General features: G+C 63.0%; 17 protein-coding genes. 9 read left to right on the top strand and 8 right to left on the bottom strand.

Features of this window, described 5'->3' with window-relative positions:
• The first annotated feature begins 6 nt into the window (after nucleotides 1–6).
• Nucleotides 7–708, top strand: coding sequence for a CerR family C-terminal domain-containing protein (locus AC1DE1_RS04860; protein ID WP_477175543.1), 702 nt, complete (start codon nucleotides 7–9; stop codon nucleotides 706–708).
• 20 nt (nucleotides 709–728) lie between these two features.
• Here the strand turns inward: AC1DE1_RS04860 and AC1DE1_RS04855 are convergent, their stop codons facing one another.
• From AC1DE1_RS04855 to AC1DE1_RS04830, 6 genes are all read right to left on the bottom strand, one after another.
• On the bottom strand, nucleotides 729–1,751 hold the full coding sequence (locus tag AC1DE1_RS04855) for an amidohydrolase family protein (protein ID WP_477175657.1): 1,023 nt from the start codon (nucleotides 1,749–1,751) through the stop codon (nucleotides 729–731).
• Between the two features lie 13 nt (nucleotides 1,752–1,764).
• Nucleotides 1,765–2,436, bottom strand: coding sequence for a 4-carboxy-4-hydroxy-2-oxoadipate aldolase/oxaloacetate decarboxylase (locus AC1DE1_RS04850; protein WP_477175542.1), 672 nt, complete (start codon nucleotides 2,434–2,436; stop codon nucleotides 1,765–1,767).
• 20 nt (nucleotides 2,437–2,456) lie between these two features.
• Nucleotides 2,457–3,926: a carbohydrate porin gene (locus AC1DE1_RS04845; RefSeq protein ID WP_477175541.1), complete on the bottom strand. Its 1,470-nt coding sequence runs from the start codon at nucleotides 3,924–3,926 to the stop codon at nucleotides 2,457–2,459.
• 84 nt (nucleotides 3,927–4,010) lie between these two features.
• Nucleotides 4,011–5,291, bottom strand: a complete 1,281-nt coding sequence (dctA, locus tag AC1DE1_RS04840; RefSeq protein ID WP_441602187.1) for a C4-dicarboxylate transporter DctA — start codon at nucleotides 5,289–5,291, stop codon at nucleotides 4,011–4,013.
• Nucleotides 5,292–5,352: 61 nt separating this feature from the next.
• Nucleotides 5,353–6,252 carry a substrate-binding domain-containing protein gene (locus AC1DE1_RS04835; RefSeq protein ID WP_477175540.1) on the bottom strand — a complete coding sequence of 300 codons (900 nt, stop codon included), beginning with the start codon at nucleotides 6,250–6,252 and terminating at the stop codon, nucleotides 5,353–5,355.
• Nucleotides 6,249–7,106 carry an amidohydrolase family protein gene (locus AC1DE1_RS04830; RefSeq protein ID WP_477175539.1) on the bottom strand — a complete coding sequence of 286 codons (858 nt, stop codon included), beginning with the start codon at nucleotides 7,104–7,106 and terminating at the stop codon, nucleotides 6,249–6,251. The genes AC1DE1_RS04835 and AC1DE1_RS04830 overlap by 4 nt, the downstream gene beginning before the upstream one ends.
• A gap of 268 nt (nucleotides 7,107–7,374) precedes the next feature.
• Between AC1DE1_RS04830 and AC1DE1_RS04825 the strand changes: the two genes are divergently transcribed.
• The 3 genes from AC1DE1_RS04825 (at nucleotide 7,375) to AC1DE1_RS04815 (ending at nucleotide 9,430) form a co-directional block, all read left to right on the top strand.
• Nucleotides 7,375–8,658, top strand: a complete 1,284-nt coding sequence (locus tag AC1DE1_RS04825) for a LysR family transcriptional regulator (protein ID WP_477175538.1) — start codon at nucleotides 7,375–7,377, stop codon at nucleotides 8,656–8,658.
• A 50-nt stretch (nucleotides 8,659–8,708) separates the two neighbouring features.
• Entirely contained in the window at nucleotides 8,709–9,014 is a 306-nt protein-coding gene (locus AC1DE1_RS04820) for a hypothetical protein (protein WP_477175537.1), read from the top strand.
• A 320-nt stretch (nucleotides 9,015–9,334) separates the two neighbouring features.
• Nucleotides 9,335–9,430 carry an FAD-dependent monooxygenase gene (locus AC1DE1_RS04815; protein WP_477175536.1) on the top strand — a complete coding sequence of 32 codons (96 nt, stop codon included), beginning with the start codon at nucleotides 9,335–9,337 and terminating at the stop codon, nucleotides 9,428–9,430.
• A gap of 52 nt (nucleotides 9,431–9,482) precedes the next feature.
• On the opposite strand, the gene AC1DE1_RS04810 is transcribed toward AC1DE1_RS04815, so the two are convergent.
• On the bottom strand, nucleotides 9,483–10,091 hold the full coding sequence (locus tag AC1DE1_RS04810) for a carbonic anhydrase (protein ID WP_441602182.1): 609 nt from the start codon (nucleotides 10,089–10,091) through the stop codon (nucleotides 9,483–9,485).
• A 194-nt stretch (nucleotides 10,092–10,285) separates the two neighbouring features.
• Between AC1DE1_RS04810 and AC1DE1_RS04805 the strand changes: the two genes are divergently transcribed.
• Genes AC1DE1_RS04805 through AC1DE1_RS04795 form a run of 3 tightly spaced genes read left to right on the top strand, consistent with a single transcriptional unit; the run spans nucleotide 10,286 to nucleotide 12,565 of the window.
• Nucleotides 10,286–11,083, top strand: coding sequence for a helix-turn-helix domain-containing protein (locus AC1DE1_RS04805; RefSeq protein WP_477175535.1), 798 nt, complete (start codon nucleotides 10,286–10,288; stop codon nucleotides 11,081–11,083).
• A 26-nt stretch (nucleotides 11,084–11,109) separates the two neighbouring features.
• Complete coding sequence (locus AC1DE1_RS04800) at nucleotides 11,110–12,072, top strand: NmrA family NAD(P)-binding protein (protein ID WP_477175534.1); 963 nt, start codon at nucleotides 11,110–11,112, stop codon at nucleotides 12,070–12,072.
• Nucleotides 12,073–12,106: 34 nt separating this feature from the next.
• Nucleotides 12,107–12,565: a MarR family winged helix-turn-helix transcriptional regulator gene (locus AC1DE1_RS04795; protein ID WP_477175533.1), complete on the top strand. Its 459-nt coding sequence runs from the start codon at nucleotides 12,107–12,109 to the stop codon at nucleotides 12,563–12,565.
• 43 nt (nucleotides 12,566–12,608) lie between these two features.
• Here the strand turns inward: AC1DE1_RS04795 and AC1DE1_RS04790 are convergent, their stop codons facing one another.
• Nucleotides 12,609–15,065 (bottom strand): TonB-dependent receptor plug domain-containing protein, encoded by a 2,457-nt coding sequence (locus tag AC1DE1_RS04790; RefSeq protein WP_477178931.1) that lies wholly within the window; start codon nucleotides 15,063–15,065, stop codon nucleotides 12,609–12,611.
• Nucleotides 15,066–15,409: 344 nt separating this feature from the next.
• Here AC1DE1_RS04790 and AC1DE1_RS04785 point away from each other — a divergent pair, with 344 nt between their 5' ends.
• Complete coding sequence (locus tag AC1DE1_RS04785; RefSeq protein ID WP_477178930.1) at nucleotides 15,410–15,859, top strand: DUF3574 domain-containing protein; 450 nt, start codon at nucleotides 15,410–15,412, stop codon at nucleotides 15,857–15,859.
• Nucleotides 15,860–15,869: 10 nt separating this feature from the next.
• A complete protein-coding gene (locus AC1DE1_RS04780) occupies nucleotides 15,870–17,453 on the top strand; it encodes a SulP family inorganic anion transporter (RefSeq protein ID WP_477175530.1) in 1,584 nt (527 codons plus the stop codon).
• The last annotated feature ends 27 nt before the right edge of the window (nucleotides 17,454–17,480 follow it).

Here is a 17,480-nt window from a genome sequence, read left to right as displayed (position 1 = left end):
CCGTGCATGAGCCCATCCAAGCGTCCTCGGCACTCGTCGGCCGGAGGCTATGCGCGCGGCGATGAAACGCGCCAGCGCATCATCGACGCGGCCGTGGCCTTGTTCGGCGAGCATGGCTACGCGGGCGCATCCACCCGCGATATCGCGGCGGCGGCCGGCGTCAATGCGCCGGCGCTGCAGTACTACTTCGAGAACAAGGAAGGGGTTTACCGGGCCTGCGCCCAGTTCATCGCCGATGACATCCGCGGCCGTTTCGAGCCCGCCATGCAGCAGGCGTCAGGCATTTTGAAAGGCGAGGCCAGTGCGGCTGAGCTGATCGACGCCTTCCTTGGCATCCACGAGGTGGTGCTGGACATGGTGCTGACCGACAGTCAGGCATCCAAGCGGCGCCTGTTCATGGTGCGCGAGGTGGCGGGCGACGAGCCGCTGGTGGCCTCACAGCTGTTGGAGCGGCGGCTCAAACAGCCGTTGAACAAGCTGCGCCTGAGCTTGCTGGCGCGTATCACCGGCACGACTACCCGCGATCCGATCACGCGGATACGCCTGCTCACCCTCAAGGGTCAGATCCTGCCGTTTTTCCATCCCCCGGGCGCCTGCCTGGACGCACTGGGATGGAAGGAGATCGACGCCGCCAAGGGCGCCTTGCTCAAGGCGACGGTGATGGAGCAGACGCGCACCCTGCTGGAAAGTTGGCAGGTGCCGCGCTGAATGCTGCTGAGCCCGGCGACTTACTTGCCGCGTGCCTTCAACTGGGCATCCAGTCGCGGATAGACGCGACGGACATTGCCTTCGTACACCTGATGGCGTGCTTTGTCTGAGAGGTTCGCTGCATCGATGTAGCGGCGCGTGTCGTCGAAGTAATGGCCGGTGGTCGGGTCAATGCCGCGCACGGCGCCCACCATCTCCGAGCCGAACAAGATGTTCTTGACGTCGATCACCTTGAACAGCAGATCGATCCCGGGCTGGTGATATACGCAGGTATCGAAGTACACGTTCTTCATCACGTGCTCGCTCAGTGGCGGCTTGTTCAACATGTCGGCCAGGCCGCGGTAGCGGCCCCAGTGGTACGGCACCGCGCCGCCGCCATGGGGGATCACGAAACGCAGGCTGGGAAAATCGTTGAACAGGTCGCCCTGCAGGAATTGCATGAAGGCCGTGGTATCGGCGTTGATGTAGTGCGCGCCGGTGGCGTGGAAGTTCGCGTTGCAGCTGCCCGACACATGAACCATGGCCGGCACGTCCAGCTCCACCATCTTCTCGAAGAACGGATACCAGGCACGATCGGTCAGCGGCGGCCCGTTCCAATGACCACCGGATGGATCGGGATTGAGGTTGCAGCCCACGAAGCCCAGTTCGTTGACGCAGCGTTCCAGCTCGGCGATCGAATGCCTGATGGTGACGCCGGGTGACTGTGGCAGCTGGCATACGCCGATGAAGGTCTCCGGATAGAGCCCGACGACGCGCGCAATCAAGTCATTGCAATGGCGCGTCCACGTCTGGCTGACAGCCTCGTCGCCCTGATGGTGGGCCATGGTGCTGGCGCGTGGCGAGAAGATGGTCATGTCCAGGCCGCGCTCGCGCAGCAGGCGCAGCTGGTTGGTCTCGATGCTCTCGCGGATCTCGTCATCGGAGATGGCGGGGTAGGCCGGCACGGGTTGCGACGGATCGGCAAAGTGCTTCAGCTGTGCGTCGCGGAACGCATCGTGGCCCTTTGGCGCGGTGGTGTAGTGACCGTGGCAATCGATGATCAGCGGGCGCGTTGTTTCAGACATAGGTGAGGCCCTTGCTGGCCAGGCGCTCGCGCATGTCGTAGATATCCAGGCCCAGTTCGCCTGCAGCCAGGCGCACGCGCTTCGCTTCTTCGCGCGCCTCGCGCTCCTTCGCTTGTTCCAGTATCCGTGCGGCGCTGGCTCGTGGCACGACGCAGACGCCGTCGTCGTCGGCAATCACCACATCGCCCGGGTTGACCAGGGCGCCGCCGCAGACCACCGGCACGTTGACCGAGCCCAGGGTTTCCTTGACCGTGCCCTGTGCATGGATGGCCCGGCTCCACACCGGGAAACCCATGGCAGTGAGATCGCGCACGTCGCGCACGCCCGCATCGATGATCAGGCCCCGGCAGCCGCGCGCCTTGGCCGAGGTGGCCAGCAGGTCGCCGAAATAGCCGTCTTCGCAGGGACTGGTGGTGGCGGCAATCAGCAGATCGCCTTCGCGCAACTGTTCGATCGCCACATGCATCATCCAGTTGTCGCCCGGCGGCATCAGCACCGTAACCGCCGAGCCGGCGATGCGTGCACCGCCGTAGATGGGGCGCAGGCTGGAGTGCATGAGGCCGCTGCGGCCCTGTGCTTCGTGTGCGGTGGCGACGCCGACCTTGGCCAGGCCGTCAATGACGTTGGGGTCGGCACGTTCGATGTGGGTTACTACGACAGACATGTCTCATCCTCTTTCGAACATCAATCGTTGGCGGCGGCAGGCTTGAAGCCCATCAGTACGCCGATGTCCATGCGCAGGCCGATGGCATAGACCAGCAGGTTCTTCGGCAACACCGCGGTTTTCGGAATGGCGGAGTTGTCCGGGTGCACGATGTACTGCACGCTCGGCATCAGCTCCAGGCCCTTGACGATGTGGTAGCTGTAGGTCAGGTCGGCAGCCGTCTGGTGGCGGGCGTTCCAGCCGCTGCCGCCGAGCTTGGCGCGCTCCTCGGCAAGAAAGTCGCGCTCGGCCGTGGTCAACTCAAACTCCGAGATGTTGAGGCCGAGCGTGTCGTACGGACGCGAGGCGAACGGCCCGGTCATCACAAAGCCGGCATAGATCTGCTGGCGCATGATTTCCTGCTGCTCCAGCTGCTGCACCCAGCCGCCGAACACGTTGAAGCTGCGCGGCGAACTCGGATCCGGACGCCAGATCACCTTGTCGCCCATCAGGTAGATGCCGTCGCGCACGTGGTTATCGGTGGCAGCGGTGCCGCCCTTGATGCCCAGCGGCTGGCCGCGCGTGTTCATGTCGATGTCGGTCAGGGGAGCGGTGCTCACATAAGCGCCGCCCTTCAACTCGAACGGAAACTGCTCCGTGCGCGGATCATTCTTCACCCAGCCGAATTCCACCGGCACGGTGTAGCCGGTGGCATGTTCGATGCCCCAGTTCAGACCATTGCTGGGTTGCACGGTGGGATTGACTTCGAACGCACCGACGTCGACGTAAGTGTTCTCGGTGGTCTTGTACTTCACGTTGCCGCCCCAGGTCGCCGACGGCAGCAGGCTGAGGCCGGTTTCGGAAACCAGCATGCGCGGCTCGCCGCAGGTGTTGGCGGAGGTGAACTGGCAGTTCACCACCAGGTGGCCGAAGTACGTCGTACTGCCCAGGCGGCCGACCTGGATATCCAGCCTGTCGTCCAGGCCTTTGTACTCGTACGAGAACAAGCCCAGATGCCAGCGCGTATAGGGGTTTTTGTAGATGTATTGCTGCTTGGTATAGGTGCCGGTGACCAGCGCGTTGAGGCTCAGGCCGTAGTCGCGATAGACGGTGAAGTGGAAGGTGGACCCCGTCCATCCCCAGATCTTGCCCAGATCGAGATCTGCGCCGACGTAGAACTGGCCTACGTTATGGCTGCCCTGGGCGACGCCGCCGGTGGTGTTCTTGGCGAATTGATCCACCAGGCTGGCGCGGATGTTGACGCCGTCGTCGATCAGGTTCTGCACCCATGCCGCGCGAGGCAGGCCCGGCTCACGCGCAGGCGGCTGTGCGGGAGCGAGCGTGTCGGCCGGAGCGACGGCGCCTGGCTGCGCATCGGCCTGCGCGGCTGCATAGCCGTCGGCCCAGTTGGCGCTCGGTCCGCTGTCCGCCGTTGCCTGCGTGTCCTGCGCATGAGCGGCAGGCATCAGCAAGGCGGCGAGCAGACCAAGATATAGCGATTGACGTGTCATCGACCTTTTCATTGACAAACTCCTCCCCGCCGCGGCGCCGTCAGGTGCCGCGAGACACATGTTGTTTTGAAGGCTGACGTCCTGTTAACCCGCGTGTAGTTCTTTTTGTAACTGTTCGCGATCGACTGCCTGTTCCCAGCGGCCAACCACTACGGTGGCCACGCAATTGCCGACGATGTTCACGAACACAAAGCCCGCCGACAGAATGCGATGAACACCAAGAATCAAGGCGACGCTGCTGACGGGTATGGTCTTGGTCGCCGCCAGCGTCATGGTCAGGACCGCGATGGCCGAGCCCGATACGCCCGCGCCGCCCTTTGAGGTGACCAGCAAAATCAACAGCAGGCCCAGCTGCCCCTGCCAGCCCAGCGCGGTGTCGGTGGCCTGCGCCAGAAACACCGTGACTGCCGCAAAGTAGAGGCAGGTGCCGTCATGGTTGAAGCTATAGGCCGTGGGCAGCACCATGCCGACCACCGACTCGTTCACGCCAAGACGGGTCAGCTTTTCAGTCAGCTGCGGAAACACGCTTTCCGAGGAACTGGTGCCAAGCACGAGCACCAGCTCCTCGCGGATATAGCGCATCAGCTTGAGCAGGCTGAAGCCGCACACGTACGAAATCGGTGCGAGCACCAGCAGCAGGAAGGCCGCGCAGGTCAGCGCGAACACGCCCACCAGTTTCGCCAGCGGCAACAAGCTGGCGGCGCCGAACTTGGCGGTGGTGAAGGCGATCGCGCCAAATGCCGCGATCGGCGCAATCTTCATCACCTGGCGGATGATCCAGAACAATGCGAGCTGGGTGGCATCGACCACGCGCAGCACCGGCTGCGCTTTTTCACCAAGGCTGGCCAGGCCGCAGGCAAACAGCACGGAAAACAGCAGCACCTGCAGGATATCGCCGCGACTGAATGCGCCCAGCGCCGAGGTCGGCACGAGATTCGTAAGAAAGTCGCCAAAGCCCTGGGGTGCGGTCGCGACGTGGTCCGTCGCATCCATTCCCTGCTTGAGCGTGGCGAGGTCGACATGCATGCCGACACCAGGCTTGAGCACATTGACCGCGACCAGGCCGATCACCAGCGCCACGCTGGTGACCAGTTCGAAATACACCATCGCCTTGAGCGCGATGCGACCCACCTTGCCCATGTCGCGCACGCTGGCGATGCCGTGCGTGACGGTGCAGAAGATGATCAGCCCCACCACCATCTGGATCAGGCGGATGAAGATATCGCCCAGCGGCTTCAGCGCGGCACCGATGTTCGGCCATACCACACCGACCAGCACGCCGAGCACGATGCCCACCACCACCTGGAAGGTCAGGTCGCGATAGAGCGGGTGCCGCTGCGACGTCAGATGGGTTTGGAGGTTCACCGGTCGGGTCATCTGGAAACTGAACTCTGGTAAGGGATCGCGTTGGCGCTATGGCGCAATGTCAGGCCGACTTGCCTTCGAGCAAAGCGTGCGCGGGACCCAGCACCTCGTCGAGGCCAAGCTTGCGCGGTAGCAGTGCCTGTTCCAAGCAGGCGTCGATGATCCACTCCAGGGGACCGGACAAGGCATCAAAGCCAGACAACGTCTTGCGCGGACCTGCGGCGGACACCTGCTGCCGGCCTTCGGCCTCCACCAGCAGGGCATAAGCGGCGCGCACGGCGTCCGGCTCGCGCCGGCAGGTCTCGGCACTGGCCGCGACCACATGGTTGATCGGCACAAAGCCGTGCAGCTGCGCCCAGGCCAGGTCCTTGGCCTTGGCATCGGCGATCACCGGTACATAGTCGTCGCCCTCGGGAAGATCATTGCCGAAGATCGCCGCGTCGATGTCGCCATCGTGCAGCATGGCCAGCAAGTCCTTGCCATGGGCAGGGTGTTCCACGAACGGCGGGTCCTGATACTGCGTGACATGTGCCGGATCGTGTGTGACCCAATGGATGTCAGAAGTTGCAAGCCCGGCATCCTCGACCAGGTGCGCGCGCACCCACATGCCTGTGGTCTGCGTATACGAACGCACGCCGACGCGCTTGCCGCGCAGTTGTTCAGGCTTGAGCTCGCCATGCGGGCGATAGGAAACCAGGCAGCCGCGCTGAAAACGCGAGGCGACCACCACGGGCAGCAACACTACCGGTCGCTGATAGGCAATCGCCTGCAGCGCCGTGACGATGGCCAGCTCCGAGATGTCGAACGCCGCCTCGCGCACCATCGGCGCAAACGCCTTGTGGATGGGGCTGATCTCGGTGAAGTCGAGCACCACGTGGTCACTCTTGAGCGTGCCGTTCTTCAGAGGTGTGGTCAAGGCCGTAGTCTTCAACACGGTCTGCAGATGGGCCGGCTGACTCATGCCGATACTCCCGCCAGCGCCGGATAGATGCGCTGGACCGTGCCGCCGAAGATCATCGCCTGCATCGGCTGCGGCAGGCTGGACAGCACATCGCGCGCCGTCGTCGCCAGTTCATGCAGCGAGCCCTCCGCAGCGGGGAAGTTGGAGCCCCAGGCAATGCGCTCGGCGCCAAACGTGCTCACCAGCTTTTCGAGGAAATCGATGGGGTGGGAGAGGCCTTTGGCTGCCGCCGCCAGCGTGCGATTGGTCAGCTTCAGATGCACGCCGTCGAACTGGGCCATCTCAAACAGCATCTGCGCCGCTTTGTACGGCACGCCATCGTCCAGGTCCGGGCGGGCGCAATGATCGAGCAGCACGCGCACACCAGGGAAATGCTCCAGCAACGTGCGCAGCGTCGGCAGGCCTTGCATGGTCATCTGCAGGCAGACAGGAATGCCTTTGCGTTCGGCATGCGCCCACGCCGGATAGGAATCCTTGTGGCCCAGCCAATCGGACTGACCGGGCATGGTGGTGCCGGTGGTGAACAGGCGAAAACCGTGCAGGCCTTGCGCTTCCCAATGATCGATCCGCTCGACCGCATCGGGCGCCAGCGCATCGATTGAATACACCCCGGTCAGTCGATCGGGATGAGCGCGCACCGTATCGACGACATAGCGGTTGTCGTGCCCGTACACAGTGGACGCCTGCACCACCACGGCCTTGGCAATGCCCGCGGCGTCCATCGCCTTGATCACGCCTGCTGCATCGACGGGACGCTGCTGCGACCACTCGGACTGATGGCCGCCGATCGGGTTTTTCGGGTAGGTGGTCGTGTCGGAGGCGATGGCGTGCAGGTGGGAATCGATGATCTTCATGGGCGCAGTCAGTTCACTATCGGCGTTCGCGGGGAAGGGCGTTTCTTTCTTGCGTCGCAACATTGGATAGATCAGCGAAAGTGGGGGATTGGCGCCTTTTGATGCTGCGTTGCGTCATTGAAAAACGCTGGCGCGACTTTCGAGATTGATATCGATTGTTACGAGAGAGTTTTTTCGCTCTCCGGTCGTGAGCGGAATCTGCGCCGAAACACTGGTGTTGCCAAATTCGTTTTATTATTGACACATAAGTAAATACTATTGATTGCGCATGGATAAGATTTACTCCCTCAATCTTCGCCACCTCGATGCACTGAGCGTGATTGCCCGCGCCGGCAGCATGAGCGTGGCGGCTGAGCAGGTCAGTCTTTCGCAACCGGCGCTGACGCAGGCCGTGGGCAAGCTGGAACGCAATCTCGAAATCCGTTTGTTCGAACGGCAGGTCGACGGCACGCGCCCGACCATCAGTGGACGGGCCTGGATCATTCGCGTGGAACGCGCGTTGCGCTATCTGACTCACGGCGTGCGCCTGGTGCGCCGCTCGGCGCGTCTGGCGCCGCTGAACCAGATCGAGCGACGCATCAGCATGGTCCAGCTGCGCGCCCTGGTGGCCGTCGTTCAATGCAGCAGCTACGCCACCGCTGCAGAACAGATCGCGCTATCGCAACCGGCGGTGTATCGCGCCGTGCGCGAGCTGCAGGATGCGCTGGGCGCGGAATTGCTGGTGCGAGCAGGACGCGTCGTGCGGCCCACCGACCTGGCCAGTCGATTCGTGCGCTTCGTTCGCCTGATGTTGGCGGAGCTGCGCACCGGCGTCGATGAAATCGCGGCCGGCAAATACGGCGGCGGCCGCATCAGCATCGGCACCTTGCCGATGGCACGCGCGGTGTTTCTACCGGACTTGCTCGCGCGATTCGCGCAAGAACATCCGTCTGCCTCGGTGGATGTGCGCGAGGCACCGTATGGCGAGCTGCTCACCTCGTTGCGCCATGGCGATATCGACCTGATGATCGGCGGCGCCATGCGCCATCCGGCGCCGGCCAACGACGTAGAACAGGAGGGCCTGTTCGATGACGAGCTCTTCATCGTCGGCAACAGCGCCCATCCGCTGCGACAGCAAAAACGGGTGGCGATCGACGACTTGCTCGCCTATCCCTGGGCCGTGCCGGCACCCGGCGTGCCGATGCGGCGCAACTGGGAAACGCTGTTTCGCGTCAACGGCATCGAGCCGCCGACGCCGCGCATCGAATGCAGCTCCGTCCTGGTGACGCGCGGGCTCATGCTCAAAGGCGACTGGTTGAGCCTGATGTCGCTGGACCAGTTCATGTTCGAGCGCCAGGCTGGCGCGCTGACTGAAATCCCCATCGAGGGCGGCGTCCTGCGTCGGCGCATCGCGATGACTCGCCGCAGCGACTGGCGGCCGACGCCCTTGCAGGAGCAGTTCGCCACACTGGCGCGGGAGATGGCTGCCGAGCGCACTGAGCGCGCGGACGTGCGCGTTCGTATCGAAGTCAATGCATCCACGGATCGTTGGGATGTCGAGGACTTGCACTGATCGTGGCGCTCGCCACACCATGGGCGGGCTGCAGAGGGAAGGGGCGTGCGATGGGCCAGACAAACGGATTTGCATGGAACAAGTTGCGGGGCGCGATGATCGCGCTCGTGCTCACCCCTTGGTGCCTGCTGCATTTCGATCCGCCCCGATCCTATTTGTTCGCCTGCTCACTGCTTTGTTCGGCTTGGTACGAGGCGTTTGGCCTGCTTCCCAACATCAGGAGCAGCGCGACCCTTCCCCAGATCTACCAGGCGTTTCGCGCCATGCCTGCGGGAGGCAGCGGCCTCGGCAGTCGCCTCGTCGGGCTGCTTGGCATCGTGCTCGCCATCGCCGGGATGCTGGCGCCGGGGGCGTGAGCCATCGGCGGGCTTGCGCATTCGGTCAGTCCTTTTCTCTGTTTGCCCGGCGCGTTGATCCAATGAATCGCCGCTCAGCAAGCGCTCTCGACGCGAGGCGAGATCCAGGTTGCCACCTGGCCTGAGCGGGCTGCGACATCCTGTCAGCCCGCCTTGCACGGGGCTTTGCCTGCAATAATTAATCGAACGATTAATAGATTAATCAAGCGACTAATATGGCTTCGAGGCGGGCGATTTCTTCCGCGGCTGACGCCAACGACTTCTGCCTTCGCCTTTGAAAGGCCCTTCATGCACTGAGATGACGATCGGAGTAGCGAGTGATGAACACACAGGTATTGGTGGTGGGAGCGGGTCCGGTGGGATTGACGATGGCGGCGGAGCTTGCGCGCTACGCATCAAGGTTCGCATCATCGTAGAAAGGGGACGGAGGTAGTTATCCTCAACTGACGACCTCCATCCCTGTTTTTCTCAGGCTGCCACGGCTTGGTGGATGTCCCGCACGACCTCGGTGATCTCGCCGGTGTCGGTGTTGTAGAAGTAGCCAAAGATATCGACGTGGCTCGGCGTACCCGGACTGGCCCGGAGTACGCCGACATCATGCTTGAGGGATGCTTCAAAGTCGTCGATGCACACGCTCTGAGTCTCGTAAGCGTGCGAGATATCCGCGCCGTGTTCATGCCGGAAGGCGTCGACGATGCCTTCGGCCGAGTACGAGGTGGCGCCGCAGTTGGAGTGATGAACCACCACCACGCGCTTGATGCCGAACAGGTGCTGGAGGATGGAAACCGAACGCAGTGCATCGATGGCCCGGCCGGCGGCCACACTGACCGCAGCCAGGGTGGTGGTGGAGCCGACGCGGTTCCCCGCGGCATCCAGGATCACGTCACCGGGGTAAACCTCGTCCCCCAAATGCCTGGCAACAGCGGCGGGAATCCCGGTGACGCGGGGATCGAGGCAATAGATCACCACCGTCTTCAGTGGCACCGCATGCGAGAAAGCTTCGCGCATCGCCGGTTCGTTGAAACCTTCCTGCGCACTGAACACAAATTCGCTGAATTTGCCCTGGTTCTTGCTCATACATGTCTCCTGGACCTGAGATGGCCGACCCGTTCCGTGCGCATCGGTGGATCGGTGAAGAGGAGTGTGAGCAGGGTGCTACGGCATCTCAATGACCTCGGAGGTTATAAGGCCGCCGGCACGGCATCGGTACACTGTTGGCAGGCCAACTCCCGTGACACAGGAGAGCAGCCATCGCCAGCGAGGAATCGAACGTGATCAAGGCAAGCCTTTCAACCACGGGTGAATTGGGCAGATTGCTGAAAGCGTGGCGCGGCATGCGCAACAAAAGCCAGGAAGCATTGTCGTTCGATACGGGAATCTCCCAGCGCCACCTCAGCTATATCGAGAGCGGCCGAAGCTCGCCGAGCCGGCACACGTTGATGGCGGTGGCCGACGGTTTGGACATGCCTTTTCGAGAACGCAACCAGCTGCTGCTTGCGGCCGGCTATGCGCCGCAGTATCAGGATGACGTGTGGGACGCCCAGTCTTTGTCGACCGTCCAGCGGGCGCTCGAACGCATGCTGGCGCAACACGAGCCCTATCCGGCCCTGGTGATGGATCGCTATTGGAATGTGGTGATGGCGAACGACGCCGTGCGACAGCTCTTCGGCCGTTTCATCGATCTCGATCGCTGGCCGCGCCCGCGCAATGTGCTGCACTTGCTGTTCGACCCGCAGGGATTGCGTCCCTTTGTTGGGGATTGGCCCGCGTTCTCGCGGGCGATGTTGCAGCGCGTGCGGCGCGAAGCCGTGGGAGGCCTCATCGACGACCGGCTGCACGAACTGATCGCCGCTTTGCGCGCTTATCCCGACGTCGACGAAGGCGCCGTTGACGGCGATGCCGCGGAGTTGCCGGTGGTTCCGCTTACTTTTCTCGATGGCGAACTCAGGCTCAGCTACTTCTCCCTGGTGACAACCGTGGGAACGCCGCGGGCACCGGGGCCGCAGGAGCTTCGACTGGAATGCCTGTGTCCGGTCGACGAGCCCACCGAATCCTGGCACCGCACCTGAGACGACATCCGATTGCGTCAAGGCTGGTGGATCCCTTGCAACTACGAGCATATACCCTTATTTTGGATATAAGGGCATATGCCCGTATTATTCGAGAGAACCAGGTCATGAACGAAGCAAGCATTCTTGTAAGTGGCGCGACGGGCCGCACCGGCGGTGCCGCCATCGACGAACTGCTGAAAATGGGCCAGCGGGTACGTGCCTACGTGCGCTCGGACGACGAGAGAGCGGCAGCGCTAAGGGTTCGAGGCGTGGAGACCGCCATCGGCGATTTCACCGATATCGACCAGATTCGCGCGGCGATGGAAGGCGTCAGCTCTGCCTATTTCCTGCACCCGATCGCGCCGGGTATCGTCGAGGCCGCTGCCTATGTGGCGCAGGCCGCGAAAGAGGCGGGCGTCACGGCCATCGTCAATATGTCGCAGATTTCCGCGCGCCGCGAGTCCTCCAGCCATGCGGCCCAGGACCACTGGATCTCCGAGCGCGTGTTCGATTGGTCCGGGGTGCCCACCACGCATTTGCGTCCTACGTTTTTTGCCGACTGGCTGATCTACCCGCACTTTGCGCATGAGATCTGGGCCCGGAAAAAGATCGAGTTTCCGTTTGCGGATGGACGTCATGCGCCGATCGGCTCGGGCGATCAGGGGCGGGTGATCGCGCATATCCTGGCCAACCCCGCCGGGCACGAGGGCAAGATCTACACCCTGCACGGCCCCGTCGAAATGAATCACAGCGAGATCGCTGCGGCCATGAGCGAGGTGCTCGGCGCACGCATCGACTATGCGCCGACCTCGATCGACGAATTCAGGCACAAGATGGAAAACGTGTATAAGTTCCCTCCGTTCCTGGTCCAGCACCTGGTGGAAGTGGCCCAGCATTATCGGGAAGGCATCTTCCAGGGCACCAATGATGTAGTCGAGAAGGTCACGGGTACGCCCGCGCTGTCGGTGCCGGCCTTTATCGAACAGCATCGCGCCGCATTTGCCTGATGTCCGCGTTACACGAGGGTTGAGGAGAGTCGAGATGTCGCCAGTCAGGTCGCCCATCGGCGTCGATCAGTGCCACTGTTTTGCGATGAGGAAGGCTGCCCGGCAGATCTCGCGCCTGTATGACAGTCACTTGCAGCCCACCGGTCTGCGTATCACGCAGTTCCTGATATTGGCAGCGCTGAACCAGGAGCAGGGCGTCTCGATCAACGACCTTGCCGAGCGTCTCGATACCGAGCGAACGGCGATGGGAAAAATGGTTGGCGTGTTGGAGCGGGACGGTTTCGTCCGGCTGCGACCGTCGCCGACGGACGGTCGCAGCCGTCTCGTTGAGCTCACCCCGGATGGCAAGGATCTGTTCGAACAAGCGGCGCCGCTATGGCGCGAAGCGCAGCGGCAATTCAGCGACATGAATGGCGCGAAAGACGTGCGAGCCCTGCGGCAAGGTCTTTCAGGCATGAAGACGGGCGATCTGGCCACCTCATCATCCGAGTAAATGTCCGCCTCCATGCCGCAGGCATCGCCTGAGCGCCTCTTGGCTAGAACGTGTAACGCACCCGCCCATACCAGTAGGCGCCATTGCTGCCGATCGGCGAGATCACGTCGTACGGGAAATTGCCGCCGTAGTTGATGTCGCTGTTGGAGCGGGTGGGGTACTGGTTGGTGACGTTGTCGCCGCCGAGCGCAAAGCTGAGGTGGTCGGTGGCGCGGTACTCCACTTCCAGGTCCAGCTGGAAGCGGGGCGCATAGGTCTGGGTGGGGATATAGCCGTCGCCAAAATCGAATACGCGCGTGGTGGCGCCTTGACGGGTGACGCGGCCGAGCAGGCCCCACTGTTTGTTGTCCCATTTGGCGGTGAAGCTTCCGCGCTGGCGCGGCGCTGCATCTGTCAAGGTGTTGCGCGCTTCCACGCCGAACAGCACGTTGTCGGCGCCGGCCGCGATCAGTGCTGGCGGGGTAGCTTCGACACTTCGGACCTGCGTGTTGTTGTGGCTATAGGCCAGGGTGAGCAGCAGGTTGCCGTTGGCGACCTCGGTGCGATAGTTGCCGACCAATTCCGCGCCACGCGTGATGGTATTCACGGCATTGGTGAAGAACTGCACGCTCTGCACGCCGGCCACGCCGAAATTCTGCTGGATGTATTGCTCCAGCCCGTCGTTGTCGATGGTCTCGGACAAGGTGACGCGATGGTCGATGGCGATCTGATAAGCATCGAGGGAGAAGTCAAAGGCGCTGCCGAGTTGACCGGTGATGCCGATGCTGAAGTTGCGCGATTTCTCCGGCTTCAGCGGTTGCGCGCCAAGATCGCGTGCCAAGGGATTGTTGACCGACAGAATGCGCCCCGTCACCAGCTTGCCATCTGCGCCGTAACCCGTCGTGGTGGCCTCGTAGCCGATCTGGCTCAGCGATGGTGCGCGCAGATTGTTGGACGCTGCGCCGCGCAAGGCAAACCCAGGTGCAAACTCCCAACGCGCACTGAGCTTGCCGCTCCAGTTGCCGCCGAAGTCGCTGTAGTGTTCATAGCGGCCCGCCGCGTCGGCGAAGAAGGTGTCGGTGATGTCGCTGGAAACCTCGGCATAGGCTGCCTGCACGCGCCGTGAGAGATCCGCCGCGTCCTGCGGCTGCAGGCCGCCGCCAGCCTGCGCTCCGGCAGGTGCGTCGATCGGTCCGACGGCGTAGGACGCCGGATCTCCCGCGCCGGTGCGGAAGGTTTCATAGCGATACTCGCCGCCGACGGCGAGCGTGACAATCCTGCCAGCCACGTCGTACTGGCGGTTGGCGTCCAGATTGGCCGTGCTCTGGTTGAACGCGTAGCTGCCGATATGGAAGTAAGTGGGGCTCGCTGCACCGAGCGAGGCGTTGAGCGAATCGCGCAAGTCGTAGTCGAACGCGTTCCTGCCCCAGTTGAGGCTGCCGTCGTAATTCCATTCGCCCAGCGTGCCGCGTATGCCGCCGGCGGTCTGTGCATCGCGGTTATGTCCGATGGACTGCGGCAGGTAGCCATCCGGATAGATGGCAGGCACGTTTGCATCGCTGTCGGGATAGCGGAAATAGTTGTCGCCGATGGTGTGGCGCTGCGTATACGTACCGAAGGCATACAGGCTGGCGTGTTCGTTCAGCGGCAGCTCGCCGTTGAACCAGCCGTTGTAACTCTCGTTGGGCGGATCGCCGGCGGCGTAGTTGCGCTGCCCTCGCAGGGCGAGGTTGGCCGGCGTGGAATCGGCAATGAAGTCGGGCACGGTGTCGTAGCCGGCGCGATTGGTGCCGGCATGGTGACTGGTCTCCACGCCCGCATGAAGATAGCCGCTGCCGGCCAGGGTGGTGCCGAAATCCGCGGCCGCATAGCCGCCCTGGCCATCGGTGATCTCGCGATCGGTGGGCCTGAAATGCGTATGGTAGGCGCCGTAATCGGCCGTGACTTCGCCGCCGCTGGGCGCATCCTTGAGGATGATGTTGATGACGCCGGCAATCGCGTCGGAGCCATATTGCGCACCGGCGCCATCGCGCAGCACCTCGACACGTTTGATGGCGCTGATGGGGATGGCATTGAAGTCGACCGGCGTCGTGCCATTGCCGATCTTGGTATCGGTGTTGACCAGGGCCGAGGTGTGAAAGCGCTTGCCGTTCACCAGGACGAGCACTTCGTCAGGCGATAGTCCGCGCAGCTGGGCCGCACGCACATGGTCCGATCCGCCCGAGTTGGACTGGCGCGGAAAATTGAACGAAGGCAGCAGCACGGCCAGCGCCGCGCCCAGTTCGCCGTTGACTGCACCGGCGTTTCGCAAGTCCTGCTCGCTCAATACATCCACCGGCACGGGCGAATCCAGCGACGTGCGATTGCTGGCGCGTACGCCCGTCACCACGACCTGGCCCAGCGTCTTGGGCTGCTCATCGGTGGACTGTGATTGTGCCTGGGCCAAAGGCGCGGCCAGCGTTGCGGCGATGAGTGCAGTGAGCAAGCGGACGCGCGGCAGCGCGGCGTGGCGGTTCGACATGGCAATTCCTTCGGGGTGCAACCGTCCGTCGCGTGAGCCGTGAGGGCGAACGCAGGACAGGATGGATTGATAAGTACTGGCGCCGGGGAGGCGCGGACGAGCGATTACGCCAGGCAACATCGCCGCATGGCGAGGCCATGCGGCGCGTGCGGGCTCTCAAGCATGTAATCGATCATGTTCGACAAACCTGATCCCCAGGTACAGCTGGCAGTGGGCTCGACCTCGCAAGGCGGCCGGTGGTTATTTGTTGCATTGCGCAAGTCATGTTGTCAATACTGCGCGAAGACCAGCGAGCTTTGACGCTCTATCCGTATAGATGTCCAAATTGGTATGAGGAAATAGCCATGTTTCATTTGCGTTTGGCGTGGGCGGTGCTTGCAGCCGGATTGCTCTCTGGTTGCGTTGCCTCGGTGGCTCCCGCGACTGCCACGTTGCACGGCGACGCGGCACATCCCGCGCAAACGCAAGGCTGGGTGGATACGAAGTTGTATTTCGGTCTGGGCATCGTCGGCGATGAAAGCCATGGCATCAGCGAGCAGCGCTGGCGGGAATTTCTCGACGCGCAGGTCACGCCACGGTTCCCCGATGGCTTGAGCGTGGTCGACGTGTATGGCCAGTGGCAGGGCAAGGGGCAGACTGCACCGGAGCGCCTGCGTTCCAAGATGCTGGTGATCGACTATCCCGATACGCCGGAGAATCGAGCTAAGGTGGAGGCCATACGCGCTGCCTGGAAGCAGCTGACGGGTGACCAGTCCGTGCTGCGGGTGACGCAGCCTGCCGAGGTGTCGTTCTGAGATGAGCAGCATGCGTTCGCAACATTGGCTGTCACCCGGCGACATCAATGGTTTTCTTGGACTGGTGGTCGACAACCTGTCGATCATGGCCTTTCTTGCCACCGCCTTGATCGGCATCTTCGGGTTCCCCGCCGATATCGTGTTTCTGCGCATGTTCCCCGGCACGACCTTCGGCGTGCTGCTGGGCAACCTGGCCTATACGGCGATGGCGCGCCGGCTGGCGAAGCGCGAGGGCCGCGACGACGTCACCGCCATGCCGCTGGGCCTGGACGCGCCCACCAGCATCGGCATGGCTTTGCTGGTGCTCGGTCCGGCGTTCCTGCAATTCAAACAGAGTGGACTCGATGAGCACGCGGCGGCGATCGCCACCTGGCAGCTGGGCATGGCCTCGCTGGTAATCATGGGCGTGCTGAAGTTCGTGCTGTCCTTTTTCGGCGGGATGGTGCAGCGGCATGTGCCGCGCGCGGGCCTGCTTGGTTCCATCGCGGGCATTGCGCTGGTGCTGATGGGCTTTCTTCCGCTGGTCGAGATACTCAAGGTGCCGGTGGTGGGCTTCGCCGGCCTGGGGGTGGTGTTGTACGCGCTGGTGGCGCGTGCACGCATGCCATTGGGCTTGCCGGGTGTGCTGGTAGCCTTCGTGATTGCCGCACTGCTGTATTACGGCCTGGGCCCCTTGGGCTGGCTGGGTAGCGGCTATCACGCGCCGGTCGCCTGGCAGTGGCGTTTTGCGCTGCCGCTGCCGACCCTTGAGTGGATGAAAGGCCTTGCAGCGGCCACACCTTATCTGCCATTGATCCTGCCGTTTGGCTTGCTGATGGTGGTGGGCGGCATCAATGTCACGGAAAGTGCGCGCGTCGCCGGCGACGATTACCGCACGCGCGATATTCTGCTGGTGGAAGCCTTGGCAACGCTGGTGGCAGGCTTCTGCGGCGGTGTCGCGCAGACCACGCCTTATATCGGCCAGCCGTCGTACAAGGCGATGGGCGCACGCAGCGGCTACACGCTGCTGACGGGCCTGGTGATCGGTCTCGGCGGCGTGTTCGGTTACCTGTCCAACCTGGTCGAACTGCTGCCGTTGTCGGTGCTGGCGCCGATCCTGGTGTTCGTGGCGATCGGCATCACCGTGCAGGCTTTCGAAGCAACGCCGGTTCGCTATGCCGCGGCCGTCGTGTTCAGCTTTTTCCCGGCCATTGCGCGCATGGTGACGATCAAGCTGAGTGATCCCACCTATGTGCCGAGCGACCACTACGCCGCGCTGTTCGCCGAGCATAGCCACGGCATCTCCGAGCTGGCGGTGATCACCGTGCTGGGCAACGGTTTCATCATCACCTCGATGATCTGGGCGAGTTTCCTGGTGGCCCTGATCGATGGCCGAACGCGTCGCGCGGCCTGCATCCTGCTGTCCGGCGCGGCCTTGAGCCTGTTTGGCATCATTCATTCGGTGGAGCTGACTGGCGGGATCTATGTGCCCTGGACACTCGATGAGGCGTCACGCCAGCTGGTCTGGCAGTTCACGGGCGCCTATGTGGTGCTCGCCATCGTGTTGCTGCTGCTTGCGTTGGCAGCGCCGCGTGAAGCCCGCCGTGCATCCTGAGCGGATGTCGCGCGACGTGAGGATGGG

It is taken from the genome of Dyella sp. 05T440 (genome assembly GCF_056395965.1).
The sequence above is the reverse complement of the archived record's forward strand: the minus strand, read 5'-3'. Positions and strand labels throughout refer to the sequence as shown.

Excerpts from the sequence above, each read along its gene's own strand:
- AC1DE1_RS04860 (WP_477175543.1), top strand. The coding sequence starts at position 7 with ATGAGCCCATCCAAGCGTCCTCGGCACTCGTCGGCCGGAGGCTATGCG.
- AC1DE1_RS04850 (WP_477175542.1), bottom strand. The coding sequence starts at position 2,436 with ATGTCTGTCGTAGTAACCCACATCGAACGTGCCGACCCCAACGTCATT.
- AC1DE1_RS04845 (WP_477175541.1), bottom strand. The coding sequence starts at position 3,926 with ATGACACGTCAATCGCTATATCTTGGTCTGCTCGCCGCCTTGCTGATG.
- AC1DE1_RS04835 (WP_477175540.1), bottom strand. The coding sequence starts at position 6,252 with ATGAGTCAGCCGGCCCATCTGCAGACCGTGTTGAAGACTACGGCCTTG.
- AC1DE1_RS04830 (WP_477175539.1), bottom strand. The coding sequence starts at position 7,106 with ATGAAGATCATCGATTCCCACCTGCACGCCATCGCCTCCGACACGACC.
- AC1DE1_RS04825 (WP_477175538.1), top strand. The coding sequence starts at position 7,375 with ATGGATAAGATTTACTCCCTCAATCTTCGCCACCTCGATGCACTGAGC.
- AC1DE1_RS04820 (WP_477175537.1), top strand. The coding sequence starts at position 8,709 with ATGGGCCAGACAAACGGATTTGCATGGAACAAGTTGCGGGGCGCGATG.
- AC1DE1_RS04815 (WP_477175536.1), top strand. The coding sequence starts at position 9,335 with ATGAACACACAGGTATTGGTGGTGGGAGCGGGTCCGGTGGGATTGACG.
- AC1DE1_RS04810 (WP_441602182.1), bottom strand. The coding sequence starts at position 10,091 with ATGAGCAAGAACCAGGGCAAATTCAGCGAATTTGTGTTCAGTGCGCAG.
- AC1DE1_RS04795 (WP_477175533.1), top strand. The coding sequence starts at position 12,107 with ATGTCGCCAGTCAGGTCGCCCATCGGCGTCGATCAGTGCCACTGTTTT.
- AC1DE1_RS04790 (WP_477178931.1), bottom strand. The coding sequence starts at position 15,065 with ATGTCGAACCGCCACGCCGCGCTGCCGCGCGTCCGCTTGCTCACTGCA.
- AC1DE1_RS04785 (WP_477178930.1), top strand. The coding sequence starts at position 15,410 with ATGTTTCATTTGCGTTTGGCGTGGGCGGTGCTTGCAGCCGGATTGCTC.
- AC1DE1_RS04780 (WP_477175530.1), top strand. The coding sequence starts at position 15,870 with ATGCGTTCGCAACATTGGCTGTCACCCGGCGACATCAATGGTTTTCTT.